Raw genomic sequence first — 17962 nt, forward strand, 5'->3', positions numbered from 1 at the left:
CTCTCGTTTCAGCGCAGCCGGAGCTGCAGATCGAAGATGGGCGCCTGGGCGTCCTCGATGGTGGGACGGTTGCGCTCGAGCGTGAGGCGCTCGCGCTGCTCCTGCTCGGTGACCCGTTCTTCCTGGCGAAGGGTCCGCTCCACCAGCCAGAGGCCGATGGCCAGCCTCAGTCGTTCGGCGGGAGTCAGGTACTGACGCTGGTCGGCGTCGGGGAGGGTGAGGATCTGACGATCCTCGATATCCGGCGGGTGTCCCTGACGCTGCAGGGTGCCGGGGGTGAGCAAAGAGGTGTTCACGGTGATTCCTTAGAGGTTGTGGAAATGACCCGGAGGTCGTCGATGGGGCGATCAGGGGCGGATGCGCGCCGAGGCGGCGTGCGGATCCACGGGTGACGGCGGTCAGCGGGCCGGAACGGCCGGCGGATGCCGGAGGAGCGCTGCCGATGGTCGGCGAGGTGCGCGGGAGGCGTCAGACCTGTGGTGTCGATGCGACGACAGGGACGCGGCGATCGGAGACCGGCACAGAGGTGCCGGGAGGATCGAGGAGGGCGGGTGGCCTGCTAGCTCAGCCCGGAGAACCCGACGGGAGAAACCGAGTGCGCGAAGCACGCGAACGAGCGCGCGGCTGGGCCGTCGAGGCGGGCGTCAGTCTTCGTGATCATCATCGGTCTCTCCTTTCCTTCAAGCGATCGGTGAGTCACGCTAGCGGGAACTTCCCAGCCGAGTCAAGCATTCGGGCGTGTCATCGGCGTGTCGCGTGCGGCGGATCGTCTGGCGGACGGCGCGGAATCCCCTGAAGAGCCGCAGGATTCCGGTAGCGTAGCGGCGTGATTCCCCTGACCCCGAAGGCCCCGGCATGCATCTGAAGAGCCTCACGCTCAAGGGCTTCAAGTCGTTCGCGCAGCCGACGACCTTCGTGTTCGAGCCAGGCGTCACCTGCATCGTCGGCCCGAACGGATCGGGCAAGTCCAACGTCGTGGACGCCCTGGCCTGGGTGATGGGGGAGCAGGGCGCGAAGACGCTGCGCGGCGGCAAGATGGAGGACGTCATCTTCGCGGGCACCTCGACGCGTGGGCCGCTCGGCCGCGCGGAGGTGCAGCTCACGATTGACAACGCCGACGGTGCATTGCCGATCGAGTACGCCGAGGTCACGATCAGCCGCACCCTGTTCCGGAACGGCTCCAGCGAGTACGCGATCAACGGCACCGGATGCCGGCTGCTGGACGTGCAGGAACTGCTCAGCGACTCCGGCCTCGGCCGCGAGATGCACGTCATCGTCGGGCAGGGTCGCCTGGACACCGTGCTGCAGGCCTCTCCCGAGGATCGCCGCGGATTCATCGAGGAGGCCGCCGGCATCCTGAAGCACCGGCGCCGCAAGGAGAAGACCCTCCGCAAGCTCGACGCCATGGAGACCAACCTGACTCGTCTCAGCGACCTGGCGGGCGAGATCCGCCGGCAGCTGAAGCCGCTCGGAAGGCAGGCCGAGATCGCGCGCGAGGCGCAGACGATCGCCGCGGTGGTGCGGGACGCGAAGGCCCGGCTCTTCGCCGACGACGTCGTCGCGCTGCGGACCACCCTCGCCGATCACACCCGCACCGAGAACGAGCGGCACACCGAGCGCCTGGTGCTGTCCGACCAGGTCGACGCCGTGCACACCGGTATCATCCGTCTGGAGGCCGAGCAGAATTCCGCCGCCGTCGACGAGGCGCGCCGCGTGGCGTTCGGCCTCGAGCAGGTGCAGGAGCGCATGCGAGGTCTGTTCACCCTGGCGAATCAGCGTCTGGCGCTGCTCGGCAGCGAGGACGACGACGCGGTGACGGCGATCACGGTCACGCAGAACACGATCGACGAGGCCAAGGACGAGATCACGCGGATCTCGGAGGGACTCGGTGACGCGCAGGACGCCGCAGCCGCGGCGAGCCGCGAGGTCGTGCAGGCTCGTGCAGAGCTGGACACGCTGGACGTCGACATCGCCGAGCAGAGCGCCCTGGTCTCGGCCTACGACATGCGGCTGAACACGCTGCGCGGAAACGCGGATGCCGCGGCATCCGCGCTGGCCGCCGTGCGCGGTGCGGTGCTGCGCCAGGAGAACGCGCTGGAGGCCGCACAGGCCCGTCGCCGTGAGGCGGCGGAGGCGCTGGAGTCGTTCGAGGAGGGCGAGGCGCCCGAGGGATCCGCAGCGGAGCATGCCGCCGCGTACGAGACCGCCCAGCAGGCCGCCACAGCGGCCGAGGCGGAGCGCGACGGGCTGCGGGAACGGCTGCACGAGGCGGAGCGCGAGGCCGATGCGCTGACGGCGAAGGCCGCCGCGCTGACGAGCGCGCTGTCGTTTTCGGGCGGTGCCGCCGACCTCGTCGCCGAGGGCACTCCCGGCGTGCAGGGGCTCGTCGGTGATTCCGTGCAGGTCAAGGCGGGATTCGAGGCGGCCGTCGCCGCGGTGCTCGGGCCTCTCGCCGAGGGCGTGCTGGTGGATGCCGCGGACGATGCGTTCGCACTCGTGCCGCATGCGCAGGGGCGCGGTGCCATCGACATCGTGATCGGTTCAGCAGAGGTCTCAGGCGGTGCCCCGGCGGTGGAGGGCACGGTCGCCGCGTCCGAGGTCGCGACCGCTCCCGCCGGCGTACTCGGCATCCTCGCGCACGTGCTCGTCGCCGATGACCTCGACGCCGCGAGGTCCGCGCGTGCCGCTCTGGACGCGCTTGGCGACACCACGACGGCCATCGTGACCCGAGACGGCGAGGTGCTCACCGCCCACACCCTGCGAGCGGGTTCGGGGGAGCGCTCCCGGCTCGAGCTCGCTGCGGAGCGGGATGCCGCGGCGGAGCGCCTAGACGAAGTCCGCGGGATCGTCGACGCGCTGCGCACCGAGCGCGCCGAGGCGACCGAGCGTGTGGAGACGACCAGGCGCGAGGCCAAGGAGGCCCTGCAGCGGCTTCGCGAGCACGACGCCGCGCTGGCCACGCATGCCGAGCAGCTGAACCGCGTGACCGTGCGGCACGAGGCCGCCGTCGCGGAGTGCGACCGGCTGGAGTCCGGCTTCGGCCAGGCGCAGTCCGCCGTCGCGGATGCCGAGCAGGCGATGGCGAAGGCGAAGGCGGAGCTCGAAGGTGCCGAGCGCGAGCCGCGGCCGGTTCTCGACGCATCCGCCCGTGACGGACTGCTCGAGGCGCTCGAGACCGCCCGCGAGGGCGAGGTCAGGGCCCGCCTCGAGATCGAGACGCTGCGTGAGCGCGTGCGCGCAGCGCAGACCAGGGTCGTGACGCTGGAGCGTCAGCGTGAGGCGGAGAGATCCGCGGCGGAAGAGGCCGCGCGTCGCGCCGTCATCCGGCGAGCACAGCGCGAGGCCGCGAGCGGCGTCGCGGACGAGCTGCCGCGGGTGCTCGACTCGATCGATCGGTCCGTCACCGAGGCTCGAGTGGCGCTGGCCGAGGCCGAGGCGGAGCGCTCCGCCCAGAACGAGGAGCTCACGGCGCTGCGCGCCCAGGAGACCTCGCTCCGCGAGCGCCTCGCGGGCCTCACGGAGAGCGTGCACGGCCTCGAGCTGCAGATCCACGAGAAGAAGCTGCACTTGTCCAGCCTGCTCGAGCGGGTATCGTCCGAGCTGGCGCTCGATGAAGATATTCTCATTGCGGAATATGGTCCCGACCAGCCGGTTCCCCGTGATCCGGGAGCGGAGGAGCAGGATGACGATACTGCGATCCCGTTCGACCGTCGCATCCAGGAGCGTCGTCTGAAGGACGCCGAGCGCAAGCTCGCACAGCTGGGACGGGTCAATCCGCTGGCGCTCGAGGAGTTCGCCGCGCTCGAGCAGCGGCACGCGTTCCTCACCGAGCAGCTGGCAGACCTGACGAAGACCCGCCAGGACCTGCTGACGATCATCGCCGAGCTCGATGAGCGGATGCAGACGATCTTCGCCGCCGCCTTCGAGGACACCAGGCAGGCCTTCACCGAGGTGTTCCCGGTGCTGTTCCCCGGCGGCGCGGGCAGCATCTCGCTGACCAAGCCCGACGACATGCTCACCACCGGCATCGAGGTCGCCGTGCGGCCGGTCGGCAAGAAGATCGAGCGACTGTCGCTGCTCTCCGGTGGAGAGCGGTCCCTGGCCGCCGTGGCGCTGCTCGTCGCGATCTTCAAGGCCCGGCCGAGCCCGTTCTACATCCTCGACGAGGTGGAGGCGGCGCTTGACGACGCGAACCTCGGGCGGCTGCTGGCCGTGTTCGAGCAGCTGCGCGAGAACTCGCAGCTGCTGATCATCACGCACCAGAAGCGCACCATGGAGATCGCGGACGCCCTCTACGGAGTCTCGATGCGCCAGGATGGCGTGTCAGCGGTGGTCGGCCAGCGCGTCGGCGATCGCGCAGCAGCATCCGTCTGAGCCGTCGGCGAACACGCCGGGGCGAGACCGTCGTGCACCGTAGGCTGGTGGCATGGCGGAGAAGTCCTGGTCCCTCGGTCGCGCGCTGCGCGGCATGTTCGTCAAGCCCACGATCGACGAGACGACGTGGGACGACCTCGAGACCGCGCTGATCGGCGCCGACTTCGGCCCCGACATCACCGAGCGCATCATCGACGAGCTGCGCGAGAAGGTCGAGCGCTATCGCACGACCGATCCGAAGGACCTGCAGCGGATGCTGCGAGAGACGCTCGAGGAGCACTTCGCGAAGTTCGACACCACGCTCAAGCTCTCGGAGCGCCCCGCCGTCGTGCTCGTCGTCGGCGTGAACGGCGTCGGCAAGACGACCACGATCGGGAAGTTCACGAAGTTCCTGCGCGGCTACCAGCGCAGCGTCGTCGTCGGCGCCGCCGACACCTTCCGCGCAGCGGCGGTGGATCAGCTCGCGACCTGGGCGCAGCGCGCGGGAGCGGCGATCGTGCGGCCGGAGCAGCAGGGCCAGGATCCAGCATCCGTGGCCTTCCAGACCGTCGACTACGCGAAGCAGAACGGCATCGAGATCGCGATCATCGACACCGCCGGCCGCTTGCACACCAAGGGTGGCCTGATGGACGAGCTCGGCAAGATCAAGCGCGTCGTCGAAAAGCAGGCGCCCATCAGCGAGGTGCTGTTGGTGCTGGACGCCACCACTGGCCAGAACGGTGTGATGCAGGCCGAGTCGTTCCTGCAGCACGCCGGCGTGACGGGTCTGGTCATCACCAAGCTGGACGGCTCGGCGAAGGGCGGCTTCGTGCTCGCGGTTCAGGAGCGCACCGGCATCCCGGTGAAGCTCCTCGGACAGGGCGAGGGCATCGACGACCTCACCGGCTTCACGCCGCACGTGTTCGTGCAGTCGCTGGTCGGCGCCTGATCCGAACTCGTCGACAACGCTGGCGCGTCGGGCTGGCGCAACACGGACAAGGCTGGTTGCATAGCGATATGGCGATCGAACACGACTACTTCGGACTGCTGTCCTCGGGGCCGGACGGGTCGATCTTCTGGTCGGAGCGCGTCGACCTCGGCGACCAGTCGGTCACTGTCGACCTGACCGCGCCGGACCAGGACGACGTGTCGATCGACGCCCTCGACATCGCGGCGGCGCTCATCAGCGGGCTCGAGGATGTGGATGCCACGGCTCGACGTTCGATGCTCTCCGAACTGGACGATCGCACCAGCGAGGTGACCGAGTACATCCTGCAGCAGCAGGAGGAGTTCGGCGACCAGCTCGCCGAGGTGCTCGTCGACGTCTCGGGTGATGACGCGGTGGACATCATCCGCTCGTTGACGCTGATCAGCATGACGCTGCTCGTCGACGAGCACGGCGGCAGCGATCCGTTCGCCGTGCTGGAGTACACGCTCGACGCCGGCGGTGCAGATGACGTGCTGCTGGTGAACCTCGCCTCCGACGGCTCTGTGCTGTCGGTGATGAGCGGGGACTGACGCCCTTCGTCTCGTCGCTGCGCTCCTCGCTCAGGGGCCGGAGCATGAACCTCTTGGATCCTGAGCGAGCGAAGCGAGACGAAGCGACGAAGGACGGGAGACGTCAGACCGCCTGAGCGAAGCCCAGATCCGCGCTCTCGGCGATGTGCGCGAGGTGCGACGGGATCGGGCGGCCCTTCGAGATCATCGACTGCGCCCACAGACGCCCGGCGCGGTACGACGAGCGCACCAGAGGGCCGGCGAGCACGCCGAGGAAGCCGATGCGCTCCGCCTCCTCTTTGAATCCGACGAACTCGTCGGGCTTCACCCAGCGCGCCACCGGCAGATGACGGGGGGAGGGGCGCAGGTACTGCGTGATCGTGATGATGTCGCATCCGGCGTCGTGCAGGTCCTGCAGCGCCTGCACGACCTCTTCCGGCTCCTCGCCCATGCCGAGGATGAGGTTCGACTTGGTGATGAGACCCGCCTCGTGGCCCTGCGTGATCACATTCAGCGAGCGCTCGTACTTGAACGCCGGGCGGATGCGCTTGAAGATGCGCGGCACGGTCTCGACGTTGTGGGCGAACACCTCGGGGCGGGCGTCGAAGATCTGGCCCAGGAACGCCGGGTCGGCGTTGTGCTCGTTGGCGAGCAGTTCGACGCCGGTGTTCGGGTTCATGGCATGGATCTGGCGCACCGTCTCGGCGTTCAGCCACGCACCGGTGTCGGGCAGGTCGTCGCGCGCGACGCTGGTGACGGTGGCATAGCGCAGACCCATCCGCTGCACGCTCTCGGCGACGCGGCGCGGCTCGTCGGTGTCGTAGGCGTCCGGCTTGCCGGTGTCGATCTGGCAGAAGTCGCACCGACGGGTGCACTGCGAACCGCCGATGAGGAAGGTGGCCTCGCGGTCCTCCCAGCACTCGAAGATGTTCGGGCAGCCGGCCTCCTGGCAGACGGTGTGCAGATCCTCGGTCTTCACCAGGGACTGCAGCGCCTGGTACTCCGGGCCCATCTTCGCCTTCGTGCGGATCCACTCCGGCTTGCGTTCGATCGGGGTCTCGGCGTTGCGGACCTCGAGACGGAGCAGCTTGCGTCCCTCGGGCCCGGCGCTCACGCGGCCACCTCCGCGTACTCGGCGGCGAAGGCATCGGAGACGGCCTCCACGAGGTCGACGGGCGAGACGGCGCGACCGGTCGTCTCGCTGACGGTGGTGACTCCGGCATCCGTGATCCCGCACGGGATGATGCCGCGGAAGCCGGCGAGCGTGTTGTCGCAGTTGATCGCGAAACCGTGCATGGTCACACCCTGCTGCACACGCACGCCGATCGCGGCGACCTTGTCCTCGCTGAGGGGGCGGCGCACCCACACGCCACTGCGTCCCTCGACCTGGTACCCGTCGACGCCGAACGGGCGCAGCACGTCGATGAGCAGCCGCTCGATGCGGCGCACGTGGGCGACGACGTCCATCGGCTCAGGCAGGCGCACGATCGGGTATCCGACCAGCTGGCCCGGCCCGTGCCAGGTGATCTTACCGCCGCGGTCGACGTCGATCACGGGGGTGCCGTCCTGCGGGCGCTCCTGAGGCTCGGTGCGCTTGCCGGCCGTGTAGACGGCCTCGTGCTCGAGCAGCAGCAGGGTGTCCGGCCGGTCGCCCGCGACGACGTCCCGGTGCACGCTGCGCTGCAGCTCCCAGCCGTCGAGATAGGGGAGGAACTCGGGGTCGAGTCCAGCGATCTGGATGTCGAGCATGTGTGCGCTCCATCGGGTCACGGTTATTGGATCGCGTCCAAGAATACCTCTGTTCGTGATCTCCGGTACACCGATACGCTGTGGCACATGGAATCGGTGTCGCGAGCGGGACGACCACGGGCCTCCTCGAGGGAGACGCTTGCGGAGGCCGCATGCGAGCTGTTCCTCGAGCAGGGGTACGACGCGACATCCGTGGCGGACATCACGCAGCGCGCCGGAGTGAGCCGCTCCAGCTTCTTCAACTACTTCTCGTCGAAGAGCGATGTGCTGTGGTCGGGGCTCGACGCGCGGATCGACGACGCGCTCGTCGCGCTGGCGGCGCTGGGTACGGATGCCACGGGGCCGGGCGTCCGCGCGGCGCTGACCCACGTGATCAAGGACTTCGAGCCCGACCCGCTGGCACTCGCCATCCGCAACGAGGCGGCCATGGGTCTGGAGGCCGAGCTCCAGCGCGATCGAGGGGTCCGACACGGACGGCTCGCCTCGGCCGTGGCGTCGGCGGCACGCGCATCCGGCGTCGGGGAGATCCCGGCCGACATCCTCGGCGCGGCGTGCGCGGCGGCCGTGCTCTCGTCGATCCGCGTGTGGGCCGAGAAGGGCGCCGGGCAGGCCTCGCTCGAGGCGCAGTTCGACTCCGCGCTGCGTTGCATCCACGATCTTCCCTGGGCGTAGCGGACGTTTCGCGGTCTGCCGGACAGGCCATGAGTAGAACCTGACGAAGGAGCGACTCATGACCGCATCCGCCCGCGTCCGTTCATCAGCGCGCGAAGGAGCAGCTGCGGGCCGCGCTGGGTCTGGAGGCCGGGGTTCCGTGATCCTTCTCAGTCGCGGAACGGCGTGATCGACGCGCCGATCGAGTTCAGCCTCGACCACAGGTCCTCGTAGCCGCGCTCGATGACGGCGATGTTGCGCAGGACACTGGTGCCCTTGGAGGCCAGCATGGCCAGCAGGATCACGACGGCCGGTCGCAGCGCCGGCGGGCAGATGACGTCGGCGGCGGACCAGTGCGTCGGCCCCGTGACGTCGAGCCGATGCGGATCGCGGAGCCGGATGTCGGCGCCCAGCCGGGTGAGGTCGGTCAGGTGGATGGCGCGCCCCTCGTACACCCAGTCGTGGATCAGAGTGGTCCCTGTCGCGCAGGCGCCGATGACGGTGAAGAACGGGAGGTTGTCGATGTTGATCCCGGGGAAGGGCATCGAATGGATCTTGTCGGCGGGCGCACGCAGCGCTGAAGGGTGCACGGTGATGTCCACGAGCCGGGTGCGTCCGTTGGCGGCGGCGTACTCGGGCGAGACGTCGTAGCGCAGCCCCATCTCGCCGAGGACGCTCAACTCGATCTCCATGAACTCGATCGGGACACGCGTGACGGTGATCTCGGAGCCGGTGACCACGCCGGCGGTGATCAGGGTCATCGCCTCGACCGGGTCCTCGCTCGGCCAGTAGTCGACATCGACGTCCACGTCCCGTCGGCCGTGGATGCGGAGCGTGGTCGTGCCGATCCCCTCTATCCGGATGCCGAGCAGCTCGAGGTAGAAGCAGAGGTCCTGAACCATGTAGTTGGGGCTTGCATTGCGGATCACCGTGACCCCGTCGCGACCGGCCGCGGCCATGATCGCGTTCTCGGTGACCGTGTCGCCGCGCTCGGTCAGGACGATCCGGAGCTCCGACCCGTCGACGTCCGACACCTTCGCGGCGTACCATCCGGACGTCGCCTCGACGGAGAGCCCGAAATGACGCAGGGCGATCATGTGCGGTTCCACGGAGCGCGTGCCGAGGTCGCACCCGCCGGCGTAGGGGAGTGAGAACGACTCGTGGCGTCCGAGCAGCGGGCCGAGGAACATCAGCACGCTGCGGGTGCGACGCCCGGCATCTGCGTCGATCGAGTGCAGATCGAGGTCGCGGGGCGCGCGGATCTCCAGATCCTCGCCGTTCTCGGACCAGGTCGCGGAGACACCCATGCTGCGCAGGACGTCGATGATGCGATCGACCTCGACGATCCGTGCCACGTTGTGCAGGGTCGTCCGGCCCCTGTTGAGCAGGCTCGCGCACAGGAGCGCGACCGCGCCGTTCTTGCTCGACTTGACGGCGATCGAGCCCGACAGACGGCGTGCGCCGTCGACGCGGATGTGCTCCGCAGTGCGGGGCTGGCCGAGCGTGAGGATCTCGTTGCCGAGCGCCGCGTTGATCCGGGCCAGGAGTTCGAGGGTGAGGTTCTGCCCTCCTCGTTCGATGCGATTGATCGCGCTCTGGCTCGTGCCGACGCGGGAGGCGAGCTGCGCCTGAGTGAGGTCCTGCGCCTGCCGGGCTTCGCGGATCAGGCGGGCGGCGGTGCTCTGGAGCGGTTCACCTGTGCCCGGATCCTCACTGATCGTCGTTCCGGAGGTCACGTCTGCGATCGTCATGAACGCAAATATACCGGCTATGAGATGAGCAGGGCGCGAGTGAGGCATTCTTCGCCAGAAGTCGTCGATGGATATCTCCTACGTGAGATTTCTCGCGCCCGGGTATGTTCCTCCGGCCCGCGCCGAGAGTCATCGCCGCGCTCCCGTAAACTTGACGTCATCATGGCTACCTTTGGCACGCTCTCCGATCGGCTGACCGAGACCTTCCGCAACCTGCGCACGAAGGGCAAGCTCAGCCCCGCCGACGTCGACGGCACCGTCCGCGAGATCCGTCGCGCGCTTCTCGACGCAGACGTCGCGCTTCCCGTCGTCAAGGACTTCACCGCGAAGGTGCGCGAGCGCGCCCTCGGTGATGAGGTGAACAAGGCGCTGAACCCGGCGCAGCAGGTCGTGCAGATCGTCAACGAGGAGCTCGTCGGGATCCTCGGAGGCGAGCAGCGTCGCCTGGAGTTCGCGAAGACGCCGCCGACCGTGATCATGCTCGCGGGCCTGCAGGGTTCCGGTAAGACGACCTTCGCCGGCAAGCTCGCCAAGCAGCTGCAGGGCGAGGGCCACACCCCGCTGCTCGTGGCGTGCGACCTGCAGCGCCCGAACGCGGTCACCCAGCTGACCGTCGTGGCCGAGCAGGCCGGCGCCGCGATCTACGCCCCCGAGCCCGGTAACGGCATCGGAGACCCGGTGAAGGTCGCCAAGGACGGCGTGGAGCACGCCCGCCGCACTCAGCACGACGTCGTCATCATCGACACCGCCGGCCGCCTCGGCGTCGACGCCGAGCTGATGAAGCAGGCCGGCGACATCCGCAAGGCGACGTCCCCCGACGAGGTGCTGTTCGTCATCGACGCGATGATCGGTCAGGATGCCGTCAACACTGCGAAGGCGTTCCAGGACGGCGTCGACTTCACCGGCGTCGTGCTCTCGAAGCTCGACGGCGACGCCCGAGGCGGCGCCGCGCTGTCGGTCGCCTCGATCACCGGCCGCCCGATCATCTTCGCCTCCACGGGCGAGAACCTCGACGACCTCGAGCCGTTCCACCCCGACCGCATGGCGAGCCGCATCCTCGACCTCGGCGACATCCTCACCCTGATCGAGCAGGCGCAGTCGGCGTTTGACGAGGCCGAGGCGATGAAGGTCGCCGAGAAGCTCGCGAACGAGGCCTTCACGCTGGAGGACTTCCTCGAGCAGATGCAGCAGATGCGCAAGATGGGCTCGATGAAGAAGATGCTCGGCATGCTGCCGGGCATGGGCCAGATGAAGCAGCAGCTCGATGACTTCGACGAGCGCGAGATCGACCGCACCGAAGCGATCATCCGCTCTATGACCCCGGCCGAGCGCCGCAACACCAAGCTTCTGAACGGCTCGCGCCGGCTGCGCATCGCGCGCGGCTCCGGCATGACCGTGACCGACGTCAACCAGCTCGTACAGCGCTTCGAGCAGGCCGCGAAGATGATGAAGACCGTCGCTCGCGGCGGCACCCCGCAGATCCCCGGCATGGGGCCGATGGGCAAGCCCGGTGCATCCGCCAAGCGCGGCCGGAAGGGCGCGAAGGGCAAGAGCGGCTCGCGGTCGGGCAACCCCGCGAAGCGCGCCGCCGAGAACGCCGGCGTGGGCACCGCCCCCGCCGAGGCGACCGGTTCCGGCTTCGGCCTCGGCGGTCAGAAGGCGCCGAGCGAGGCCGACATGGCCGAGATCCAGAAGCTGTTCGGCAAGGGCTGATCCCCATCGCCACGAGAGCCGCAGCGCGCACGACGCGCTGCGGCTCTCATCGTTTCAGCGGGCTGCCGGCTCTGCCGAGAGGTCCACGCCGTGCCGCTCGCGCAGCGAGCGGACGGTCGCCTCGATCTCGGCGTCCGTCGCCGCGGCGTCCCAGCCGAGGAGCTGCGCCATGGCCTCCGCGACCGTGCGCACGGTCGCGGCATCCGCATCGCCGGTGAAGACGAGGTTCGTGCGCCGGAACAGGACGTCCGAGACGTGGCGCGCGTGCTCCTTCTCGACCATCCAGAGGAGTTCGCGCGTGGACAGCTCCTCTCCCAGCAGCGGTTCGTCCGGTCCCTCGCCGAGGAAGGCGGCGACGTGCGCCGCGCGCGTGCCGTACCGCACGAACAGCACGCGGCCCCGTACGGAGTCGCCGACGTTCTGCCGCAGCCACTCCACGGTGCGCCGCGGCGTGCGCGGGTAGCCGTTGCCGCCGCCGATGCGGACGCCCTTGGTCCTGGTCACGCGCGGTCGGCCGAGCTCGGCCAGTACACGGTCGGCCAGGGACTCGCCGAGCGCGCGGAAAGTCGTCCACTTGCCGCCGACCAGACTGAGCACCGGCGGCAGCCCGGCATCCTTCCGCCGCTCGATCCGGTAGTCGCGGGAGACGAAGCCGGGCGCGGTGTCATCGTGGTGCGGCAGCGGACGGATGCCGGAGAACCGATACACGATCTGCGAGCGACCCACGGGGATCGAGGGGAAGACGTGGCCGATGAGGTCGAGGAAGTAGTCGATCTCCTCCTCGGTGCACACCGCGGGCTCGCGGGGATCGGCCTCCAGGTCGGTCGTGCCGACGAGCACCTTGCCCTTCAGCGGATAGATCAGCACGATGCGTCCGTCGGAGTGCTCGAAGAAGATCTCGCGGCCGGCGGTGGCCGCCATCAGCTCGGGGTGGTCGAGCACGATGTGCGAGCCCTTGGTGCCGCCCATGAACGCGGTCCCAGTGCCGAGCGCCGCGTTGGTGAGGTCGGTCCAGGGACCCGAGGCGTTCACCACCACGTCAGCGTCGATCCGGAACTCCTGCCCGGACTCGCCGTCGCGCAGCAGCACGCCGTCGGCGTCCATGCCGATCGCCTCGACGTAGTTCAGTGCGCGGCCGCCGGCCCGCTCGCCGTCCCGCAGCACGTCGAGGGCGAGCCGCTCCGGATCGTGGGCGGAGGCGTCGTAATAGGTCGCGGTGTACTTCACGCGGGGGTTCAGACGGGGGAGGTCCGCGAGCGACTTCCGCCGGCCGTGGAACCGGTGCCGGGGCACGCTGCCGCCGTCGCGCGAGAACGTGTCGTAGATCGTCAGCCCGGTCTTGATGAGCAGCGCGCCGCGCTCCCTCGGCTTGCCGGATCCGTGGAACAGGAAGCGGAACGGTGCGGTGAGGATGCCGGAGAACGTCGAGTAGATCGGGATAGTGGTCTCGAGCGGCTTCACGTAGTGCGGCGCCGTCTTGAGCAGGTCGTTGCGCTCCTGCACCGATTCCTTGACGAGACGGAACTCGCCGTTCTCCAGATAGCGGATGCCGCCGTGAATCATGTGGCTGGAGGCCGAGGACGCACCCGAGGCGAAATCCTCGCGCTCGACGAGCAGCACGTCGACGCCCTGCAGGGCGAGGTCGCGAAATGTGGAGATTCCGTTGATCCCACCGCCGATGATCAGGACGCTCGCGCGGCCTGCCTCCTGTGCTGCTCGGACATCAGTGCGCTCGTTCGTGGCCACGGCGGTCCCTCCCCGGATTCGTCCCCTCCATCCTCGCATCACCCACCCCGTCCGGGGCGCGAGCGCGGCCGGGCGAGGATGGCCGCATGAGCGATGATGCGACGGGGCCGAGCGACGAGGGCGTGCTCTGCCGGGATGAGGGCGGTGTCCGCATCCTGACTCTGAACAGGCAGAGGATGCGCAACGCGCTTGACCCTGCCACAGCCCGGGAGCTCAGGAGACTGCTCCGTGAGCTCGACGACCGCGATGACCTGCGCGTCGGGATCCTCGCGGCCACCGGCGATGTGTTCTGTGCGGGCATGGATCTGAAGGATTTCTCCGCCGGTGGCGATTGGTCGGCCGACGGTGGGTTCGACGGTTTCGCAGAACTCCGCCCGAGGAAGCCCCTCATCGCGGCGGTGCAGGGGCCGGCTGTCGGCGGAGGATTCGAACTGCTTCTGGCCTGCGACCTGGTCGTCGTCGAGACCGGCAGCTGGTTCGGCATGCCCGAGATCGCGCGCGGATTCGCTCCGGGCGGCGGCGGGATGCTGTGGCTGGCACGGCGGCTGCCGTACGCCGTGGCCATGGAGGTGCTCTTCGGCGCGGAACGCCTCCCCGTCGAGCGAGCCCGCGAGATCGGGTTGGTGAACGAGATCGTCGAGCCCGGGGAAGCGATCGGGACGGCGCTGGCCCTGGCTGAACGGATCGCCGGGCTGCCGCCGACCTCGCTGCAGGTGGTGAAGCACTTCGTGGGCGCCAGCCCCGACTGGTCCGAGCAGGACGCGCTCGCCATGCAGAAGGCGCTGATGAAGCGTCTGCTGTCCGGTCCGGATGCGGCGGAGGGCGTCGCCGCCTTCCTCGAGAAGCGTGCTCCGGTCTGGTCCGCGCCAGCGGTGGGCGATCTCGAGGAGTGGTTCCCGGTGCGCACGGATCGCGAGGGCGAGAACCGCTGAGAGGTCTCAGCGCACGTCGTCGTCCACCCAGTCCATCGACTTCTCGACCGCCTTGTGCCACAGGCGCAGCTTCCGCTCGCGCTCCGCCACGTCCATGGTCGGGGTCCAGCGGTGGTCCTCCCGCCAGTTCGCGGTGAGGTCGTCGAGGCCACTCCAGAACCCGACGGCGAGACCCGCCGCGTACGCCGCGCCGAGTGCGGTCGTCTCGGCGATCACGGGGCGCACGACCGGCACGCCGAGGATGTCCGCCTGGAACTGCATGAGGGCGTCGTTGGCGACCATGCCGCCGTCGACTTTCAGTTCGTTCAGCGCGGCGCCGGTGTCGCTGTTCACGGCGTCCAGCACATCCCTGGTCTGGAATGCGACGGATTCGAGCGCCGCGCGGGCGAAGTGGTTCCTGTTGGAGAAGCGGGTCAGACCGACGATCGCTCCACGGGCGTCCGGGCGCCAGTACGGCGCGAACAGGCCGGAGAACGCCGGAACGATGTGCACGCCGCCGTTGTCCTCGACCTGGGCGGCGAGGGTCTCGACCTCGGCGGCGGACTTGATGATGCCGAGCTGATCGCGCAGCCACTGGATGAGCGACCCGGTCACCGCGATCGATCCCTCCAGCGCGTAGTGGGCGGGTGCGTCGCCGAGCTTGTAGCCGACAGTCGTGAGCAGGCCGTTCGCCGAGTGCACGATCTCCTCGCCGGTGTTGACGATCAGGAAGCATCCGGTGCCATAGGTGTTCTTGCTCTCGCCTGCCGCGAAGGCGGCCTGCCCGAACGTCGCGGCCTGCTGGTCGCCCAGGATGCCCGAGATCGGTGTCTCTCGGAGCAGCGAGTGCGTCTCCGCCGTGCCGTACACCTCTGAGGAGGAGCGGATGTCGGGCAGCATCGAGCGCGGCACTCCGAACTCGGCGAGGATGTCGTCGCGCCAGTCGAGCGTCTCCAGGTCCATGAACAGCGTGCGGGACGCGTTCGTGACATCCGTCGCGTGCACACCGCCGTCCACGCCTCCGGTGAGGTTCCACAGCACCCACGTGTCGGTGGTGCCGAAGAGCAGATCGCCCGCCTCGGCCTTCGCCCGCGCGCCCTCGACGTTCTCCAGGATCCAGACGATCTTGGTGCCCGAGAAGTAGGTCGCCAGCGGCAGACCGACGATCGGCTTGAACCGGTCGACGCCATCCTCACCTGCGAGACGCTCCACGATGTCCTGCGTCCGCGTGTCCTGCCACACGATGGCGTTGTAGACCGGTTTGCCCGTGGTCCGGTCCCAGACCACGGCGGTCTCGCGCTGGTTGGTGATGCCGACGCCCGCGATGTCGTGCCTGGTCAGGTGCGCGCGGCTGAGCGCGAGCCCGATGACCTCTTGCACGTTCCGCCAGATCTCGGCGGGGTCGTGCTCGACCCAGCCCGCCTGCGGCAGGATCTGCTTGTGCTCCTTCTGGCCCGAGGACACGATGCGTCCAGAGCGATCGAAGATGATGGCACGGCTCGACGTCGTGCCCTGATCGATCGCGATCACGTGGTCGGGCATGGTGTTCTCCTTCGAATCGGCGGGAGGGATCAGCTGAGATGGTGGTGCGGTCCGGTGCGGAACTCGTCGATGAGGTGCTGGACCACCATCCGCAGATCTCCGCCCGTGGCATCCGCGACGGCGAGTTGACGCTCGTAGCTCGCGCCCGTGTCGAGGATCGAGCCGACGCGGGCGAACTCCGCGCCGCAGCGCAGATCCACGGCGACCGGCGCGAGGGTCTCCAGCAGCTCCAGCAGGTGCTCCCGCACCGGACGTTGCGCACCGGCGGAGTCCACGATGACCGTGGCGTCCAGCCCGTAGCGTGCCGTGCGCCACTTGTTCTCGCGGTGGAACCACGGCTGCAGCACAGGGAGGGTCTCGCCCTCGTCGAGGCGGCGGGAGAGGTACTCCACGAGCACCTGGGTGAGGGCGGCGATCGCGGCGAGCTCGCGCAGCGTCGACATCCCGTCGCAGGCGCGGACCTCGATCGTGCCCCAGCGCGGCGCGGGACGGATGTCCCAGCGCACCTCGGTGGCGTCCGCCATGACGCCGGTGCGGACCATGTCGTCGAGGTAGCCCTCGTACTCCGACCACGTGCGCAGCGGCCAGGGGAGTCCTGCCGTCGGCAGCTGCTGGAAGACGAGTGCCCTGTTGGAGGCGTAGCCGGTGCGCTCGCCCGCCCAGAACGGACTGGATGCCGCGAGTGCCTGCATGTGCGGCAGGTATGCGGCCAGAGCGCCCACGATCGGGAGGACCTTCTCGCGATCCTCCACGCCGACGTGCACGTGGATGCCCCAGATCATCATGTTCCGCCCCCACCACTGGGTGCGGTCGATGAGCGAGCGGTAGCGGGTCTTGTCGGTGACCCGCTGGTCGTACCACTGCGCGAACGGGTGGCTTCCGGCGGAGAGCAGCTCGATGCCGGCCGGATCCGTGGCCGCGCGCACCTCGCGGATGGCGGCGGAGATGTCGCCGATCGCCTCGGCTACCGTGGAGCCGACGCCGCTGGTCACCTCGACGGTGTTGGTGAGCAGCTCGCCCGTGACGGTGTGCCTGCTGTCGGCGCTAGCCGCTTCGAGGGCGGCGAGCAGCTCGGGCGCGCGACCGACGAGGTCACCCGTCTGCGGATCTGCGAGCATGACCTCCCACTCGACACCGACCGTCGAGCGTGCGGAATCGGCGAAGGCGATCGTCACGAGCACAGTCTGACATGGGCGGATGCTCCGACACGCTGCTCTGTGACGGTTCGCGACACCGCGCGGGATCTGGCAGAATAGTGGGTCGGACGACGTGCTCGACCCTCTATCCAGCGCGCCATCCCCCTTATAGAGCTTCCACCGGGTGTGCACCCCACGCTCCAGGTGACCGGTTCGTCTTCCTTCCACACCATTCAGGAGAATCGTGTCTGTCAAGATTCGTCTCAAGCGCTTCGGCAAGATCCGTGCGCCGTACTACCGCATCGTCGTCGCCGACTCGCGCACCAAGCGCGACGGTCGCGTGATCGAGGAGATCGGCAAGTACCACCCCACCGAGGAGCCCTCGTTCATCGAGGTCGACTCCGAGCGTGCGCAGTACTGGCTCTCCGTCGGCGCCCAGCCGACCGAGCAGGTCGCCGCGATCCTCAAGATCACCGGTGACTGGGGCAAGTTCAAGGGTGACAAGGACGCGAAGTCCACCCTCAAGGTCGCCGACGAGAAGAAGGCCTTCGAGGCCGACTCCGCCAAGAAGTCGGTCATCAAGCCCAAGGCCGAGAAGAAGGCCGAGGAGCCCGCCGAGGCTCCCGCCGAGGCTCCCGCCGAGGACGCGGCCGAGGCCGCTGCCGACGCAGAGTAATCCGCTGTGCTCGCCGCCGCGCTCGAACACGTCGTCAAGGGGATCGTCGATCACCCGGACGATGTCCGCATCACTGCATCCGCGTCGTCTCGTGGCGACCTCCTCGAGGTGCACGTGCACCCGGATGACCGTGGTCGCGTGATCGGGCGCGGCGGCCGCACCGCCAAGGCGCTGCGCACGCTCATCGCCGCCCTCGCCGACGGCCGTCGTGTCCGCGTCGACGTCGCGGACGACTGA

Annotated in this window: 15 protein-coding genes; 8 read left to right on the forward strand and 7 right to left on the reverse strand. The window is 69.0% G+C overall.

Annotation, left to right across the window (positions count from 1 at the left end; genetic code table 11):
* Nucleotides 1-8: 8 nt before the first annotated feature.
* Nucleotides 9-296, reverse strand: coding sequence for a hypothetical protein (locus tag GON06_RS09175; RefSeq protein WP_157311997.1), 288 nt, complete (start codon nucleotides 294-296; stop codon nucleotides 9-11).
* A 559-nt stretch (nucleotides 297-855) separates the two neighbouring features.
* On the opposite strand from GON06_RS09175, the gene smc reads away from it, so the two are divergent.
* From smc to GON06_RS09190, 3 genes are all read left to right on the forward strand, one after another.
* Nucleotides 856-4374, forward strand: a complete 3519-nt coding sequence (smc, locus tag GON06_RS09180) for a chromosome segregation protein SMC (protein ID WP_157311998.1) — start codon at nucleotides 856-858, stop codon at nucleotides 4372-4374.
* A gap of 52 nt (nucleotides 4375-4426) precedes the next feature.
* Complete coding sequence (ftsY, locus tag GON06_RS09185) at nucleotides 4427-5302, forward strand: signal recognition particle-docking protein FtsY (protein ID WP_157311999.1); 876 nt, start codon at nucleotides 4427-4429, stop codon at nucleotides 5300-5302.
* A gap of 68 nt (nucleotides 5303-5370) precedes the next feature.
* Nucleotides 5371-5871 (forward strand): DUF2004 domain-containing protein, encoded by a 501-nt coding sequence (locus tag GON06_RS09190; RefSeq protein WP_157312000.1) that lies wholly within the window; start codon nucleotides 5371-5373, stop codon nucleotides 5869-5871.
* Nucleotides 5872-5974: 103 nt separating this feature from the next.
* Here the strand turns inward: GON06_RS09190 and lipA are convergent, their stop codons facing one another.
* Nucleotides 5975-6964, reverse strand: a complete 990-nt coding sequence (gene lipA / locus GON06_RS09195) for a lipoyl synthase (protein WP_332837329.1) — start codon at nucleotides 6962-6964, stop codon at nucleotides 5975-5977.
* Nucleotides 6961-7686 (reverse strand): lipoyl(octanoyl) transferase LipB, encoded by a 726-nt coding sequence (gene lipB / locus GON06_RS09200; protein ID WP_332837330.1) that lies wholly within the window; start codon nucleotides 7684-7686, stop codon nucleotides 6961-6963. Before lipB ends, lipA begins: the two co-directional genes overlap by 4 nt.
* On the opposite strand from lipB, the gene GON06_RS09205 reads away from it, so the two are divergent.
* Entirely contained in the window at nucleotides 7687-8271 is a 585-nt protein-coding gene (locus tag GON06_RS09205; RefSeq protein WP_157312002.1) for a TetR/AcrR family transcriptional regulator, read from the forward strand.
* A gap of 149 nt (nucleotides 8272-8420) precedes the next feature.
* Here GON06_RS09205 and GON06_RS09210 read toward each other — a convergent pair whose 3' ends face one another.
* Nucleotides 8421-10001, reverse strand: a complete 1581-nt coding sequence (locus tag GON06_RS09210) for a helix-turn-helix domain-containing protein (RefSeq protein WP_157312003.1) — start codon at nucleotides 9999-10001, stop codon at nucleotides 8421-8423.
* A 162-nt stretch (nucleotides 10002-10163) separates the two neighbouring features.
* On the opposite strand from GON06_RS09210, the gene ffh reads away from it, so the two are divergent.
* On the forward strand, nucleotides 10164-11714 hold the full coding sequence (ffh, locus tag GON06_RS09215) for a signal recognition particle protein (RefSeq protein ID WP_157312004.1): 1551 nt from the start codon (nucleotides 10164-10166) through the stop codon (nucleotides 11712-11714).
* A gap of 54 nt (nucleotides 11715-11768) precedes the next feature.
* Here ffh and GON06_RS09220 read toward each other — a convergent pair whose 3' ends face one another.
* Nucleotides 11769-13499 carry a glycerol-3-phosphate dehydrogenase/oxidase gene (locus GON06_RS09220; RefSeq protein WP_157312005.1) on the reverse strand — a complete coding sequence of 577 codons (1731 nt, stop codon included), beginning with the start codon at nucleotides 13497-13499 and terminating at the stop codon, nucleotides 11769-11771.
* A 47-nt stretch (nucleotides 13500-13546) separates the two neighbouring features.
* Here GON06_RS09220 and GON06_RS09225 point away from each other — a divergent pair, with 47 nt between their 5' ends.
* A complete protein-coding gene (locus tag GON06_RS09225; protein ID WP_157312006.1) occupies nucleotides 13547-14392 on the forward strand; it encodes an enoyl-CoA hydratase-related protein in 846 nt (281 codons plus the stop codon).
* Between the two features lie 6 nt (nucleotides 14393-14398).
* On the opposite strand, the gene glpK is transcribed toward GON06_RS09225, so the two are convergent.
* Together glpK and GON06_RS09235 are read right to left on the reverse strand one after the other, a co-directional pair.
* Nucleotides 14399-15913, reverse strand: coding sequence for a glycerol kinase GlpK (gene glpK / locus GON06_RS09230; protein ID WP_157312007.1), 1515 nt, complete (start codon nucleotides 15911-15913; stop codon nucleotides 14399-14401).
* Nucleotides 15914-15942: 29 nt separating this feature from the next.
* Nucleotides 15943-17088 (reverse strand): glutamate--cysteine ligase, encoded by a 1146-nt coding sequence (locus tag GON06_RS09235; protein WP_332837332.1) that lies wholly within the window; start codon nucleotides 17086-17088, stop codon nucleotides 15943-15945.
* Nucleotides 17089-17293: 205 nt separating this feature from the next.
* On the opposite strand from GON06_RS09235, the gene rpsP reads away from it, so the two are divergent.
* Complete coding sequence (rpsP, locus tag GON06_RS09240; protein WP_332837333.1) at nucleotides 17294-17725, forward strand: 30S ribosomal protein S16; 432 nt, start codon at nucleotides 17294-17296, stop codon at nucleotides 17723-17725.
* 6 nt (nucleotides 17726-17731) lie between these two features.
* A complete protein-coding gene (locus GON06_RS09245; RefSeq protein WP_116242719.1) occupies nucleotides 17732-17962 on the forward strand; it encodes an RNA-binding protein in 231 nt (76 codons plus the stop codon).

Origin of the sequence: Microbacterium sp. MAH-37, from assembly GCF_009758255.1 — a bacterium.
Classification (GTDB): Bacteria; Actinomycetota; Actinomycetes; order Actinomycetales; family Microbacteriaceae; genus Microbacterium.

Excerpts from the sequence above, each read along its gene's own strand:
- GON06_RS09205 (WP_157312002.1), top strand. The coding sequence starts at position 7,687 with ATGGAATCGGTGTCGCGAGCGGGACGACCACGGGCCTCCTCGAGGGAG.
- GON06_RS09210 (WP_157312003.1), bottom strand. The coding sequence starts at position 10,001 with ATGACGATCGCAGACGTGACCTCCGGAACGACGATCAGTGAGGATCCG.
- GON06_RS09190 (WP_157312000.1), top strand. The coding sequence starts at position 5,371 with ATGGCGATCGAACACGACTACTTCGGACTGCTGTCCTCGGGGCCGGAC.
- GON06_RS09220 (WP_157312005.1), bottom strand. The coding sequence starts at position 13,499 with ATGCGAGGATGGAGGGGACGAATCCGGGGAGGGACCGCCGTGGCCACG.
- smc (WP_157311998.1), top strand. The coding sequence starts at position 856 with ATGCATCTGAAGAGCCTCACGCTCAAGGGCTTCAAGTCGTTCGCGCAG.
- ftsY (WP_157311999.1), top strand. The coding sequence starts at position 4,427 with ATGGCGGAGAAGTCCTGGTCCCTCGGTCGCGCGCTGCGCGGCATGTTC.
- ffh (WP_157312004.1), top strand. The coding sequence starts at position 10,164 with ATGGCTACCTTTGGCACGCTCTCCGATCGGCTGACCGAGACCTTCCGC.
- GON06_RS09225 (WP_157312006.1), top strand. The coding sequence starts at position 13,547 with ATGAGCGATGATGCGACGGGGCCGAGCGACGAGGGCGTGCTCTGCCGG.
- glpK (WP_157312007.1), bottom strand. The coding sequence starts at position 15,913 with ATGCCCGACCACGTGATCGCGATCGATCAGGGCACGACGTCGAGCCGT.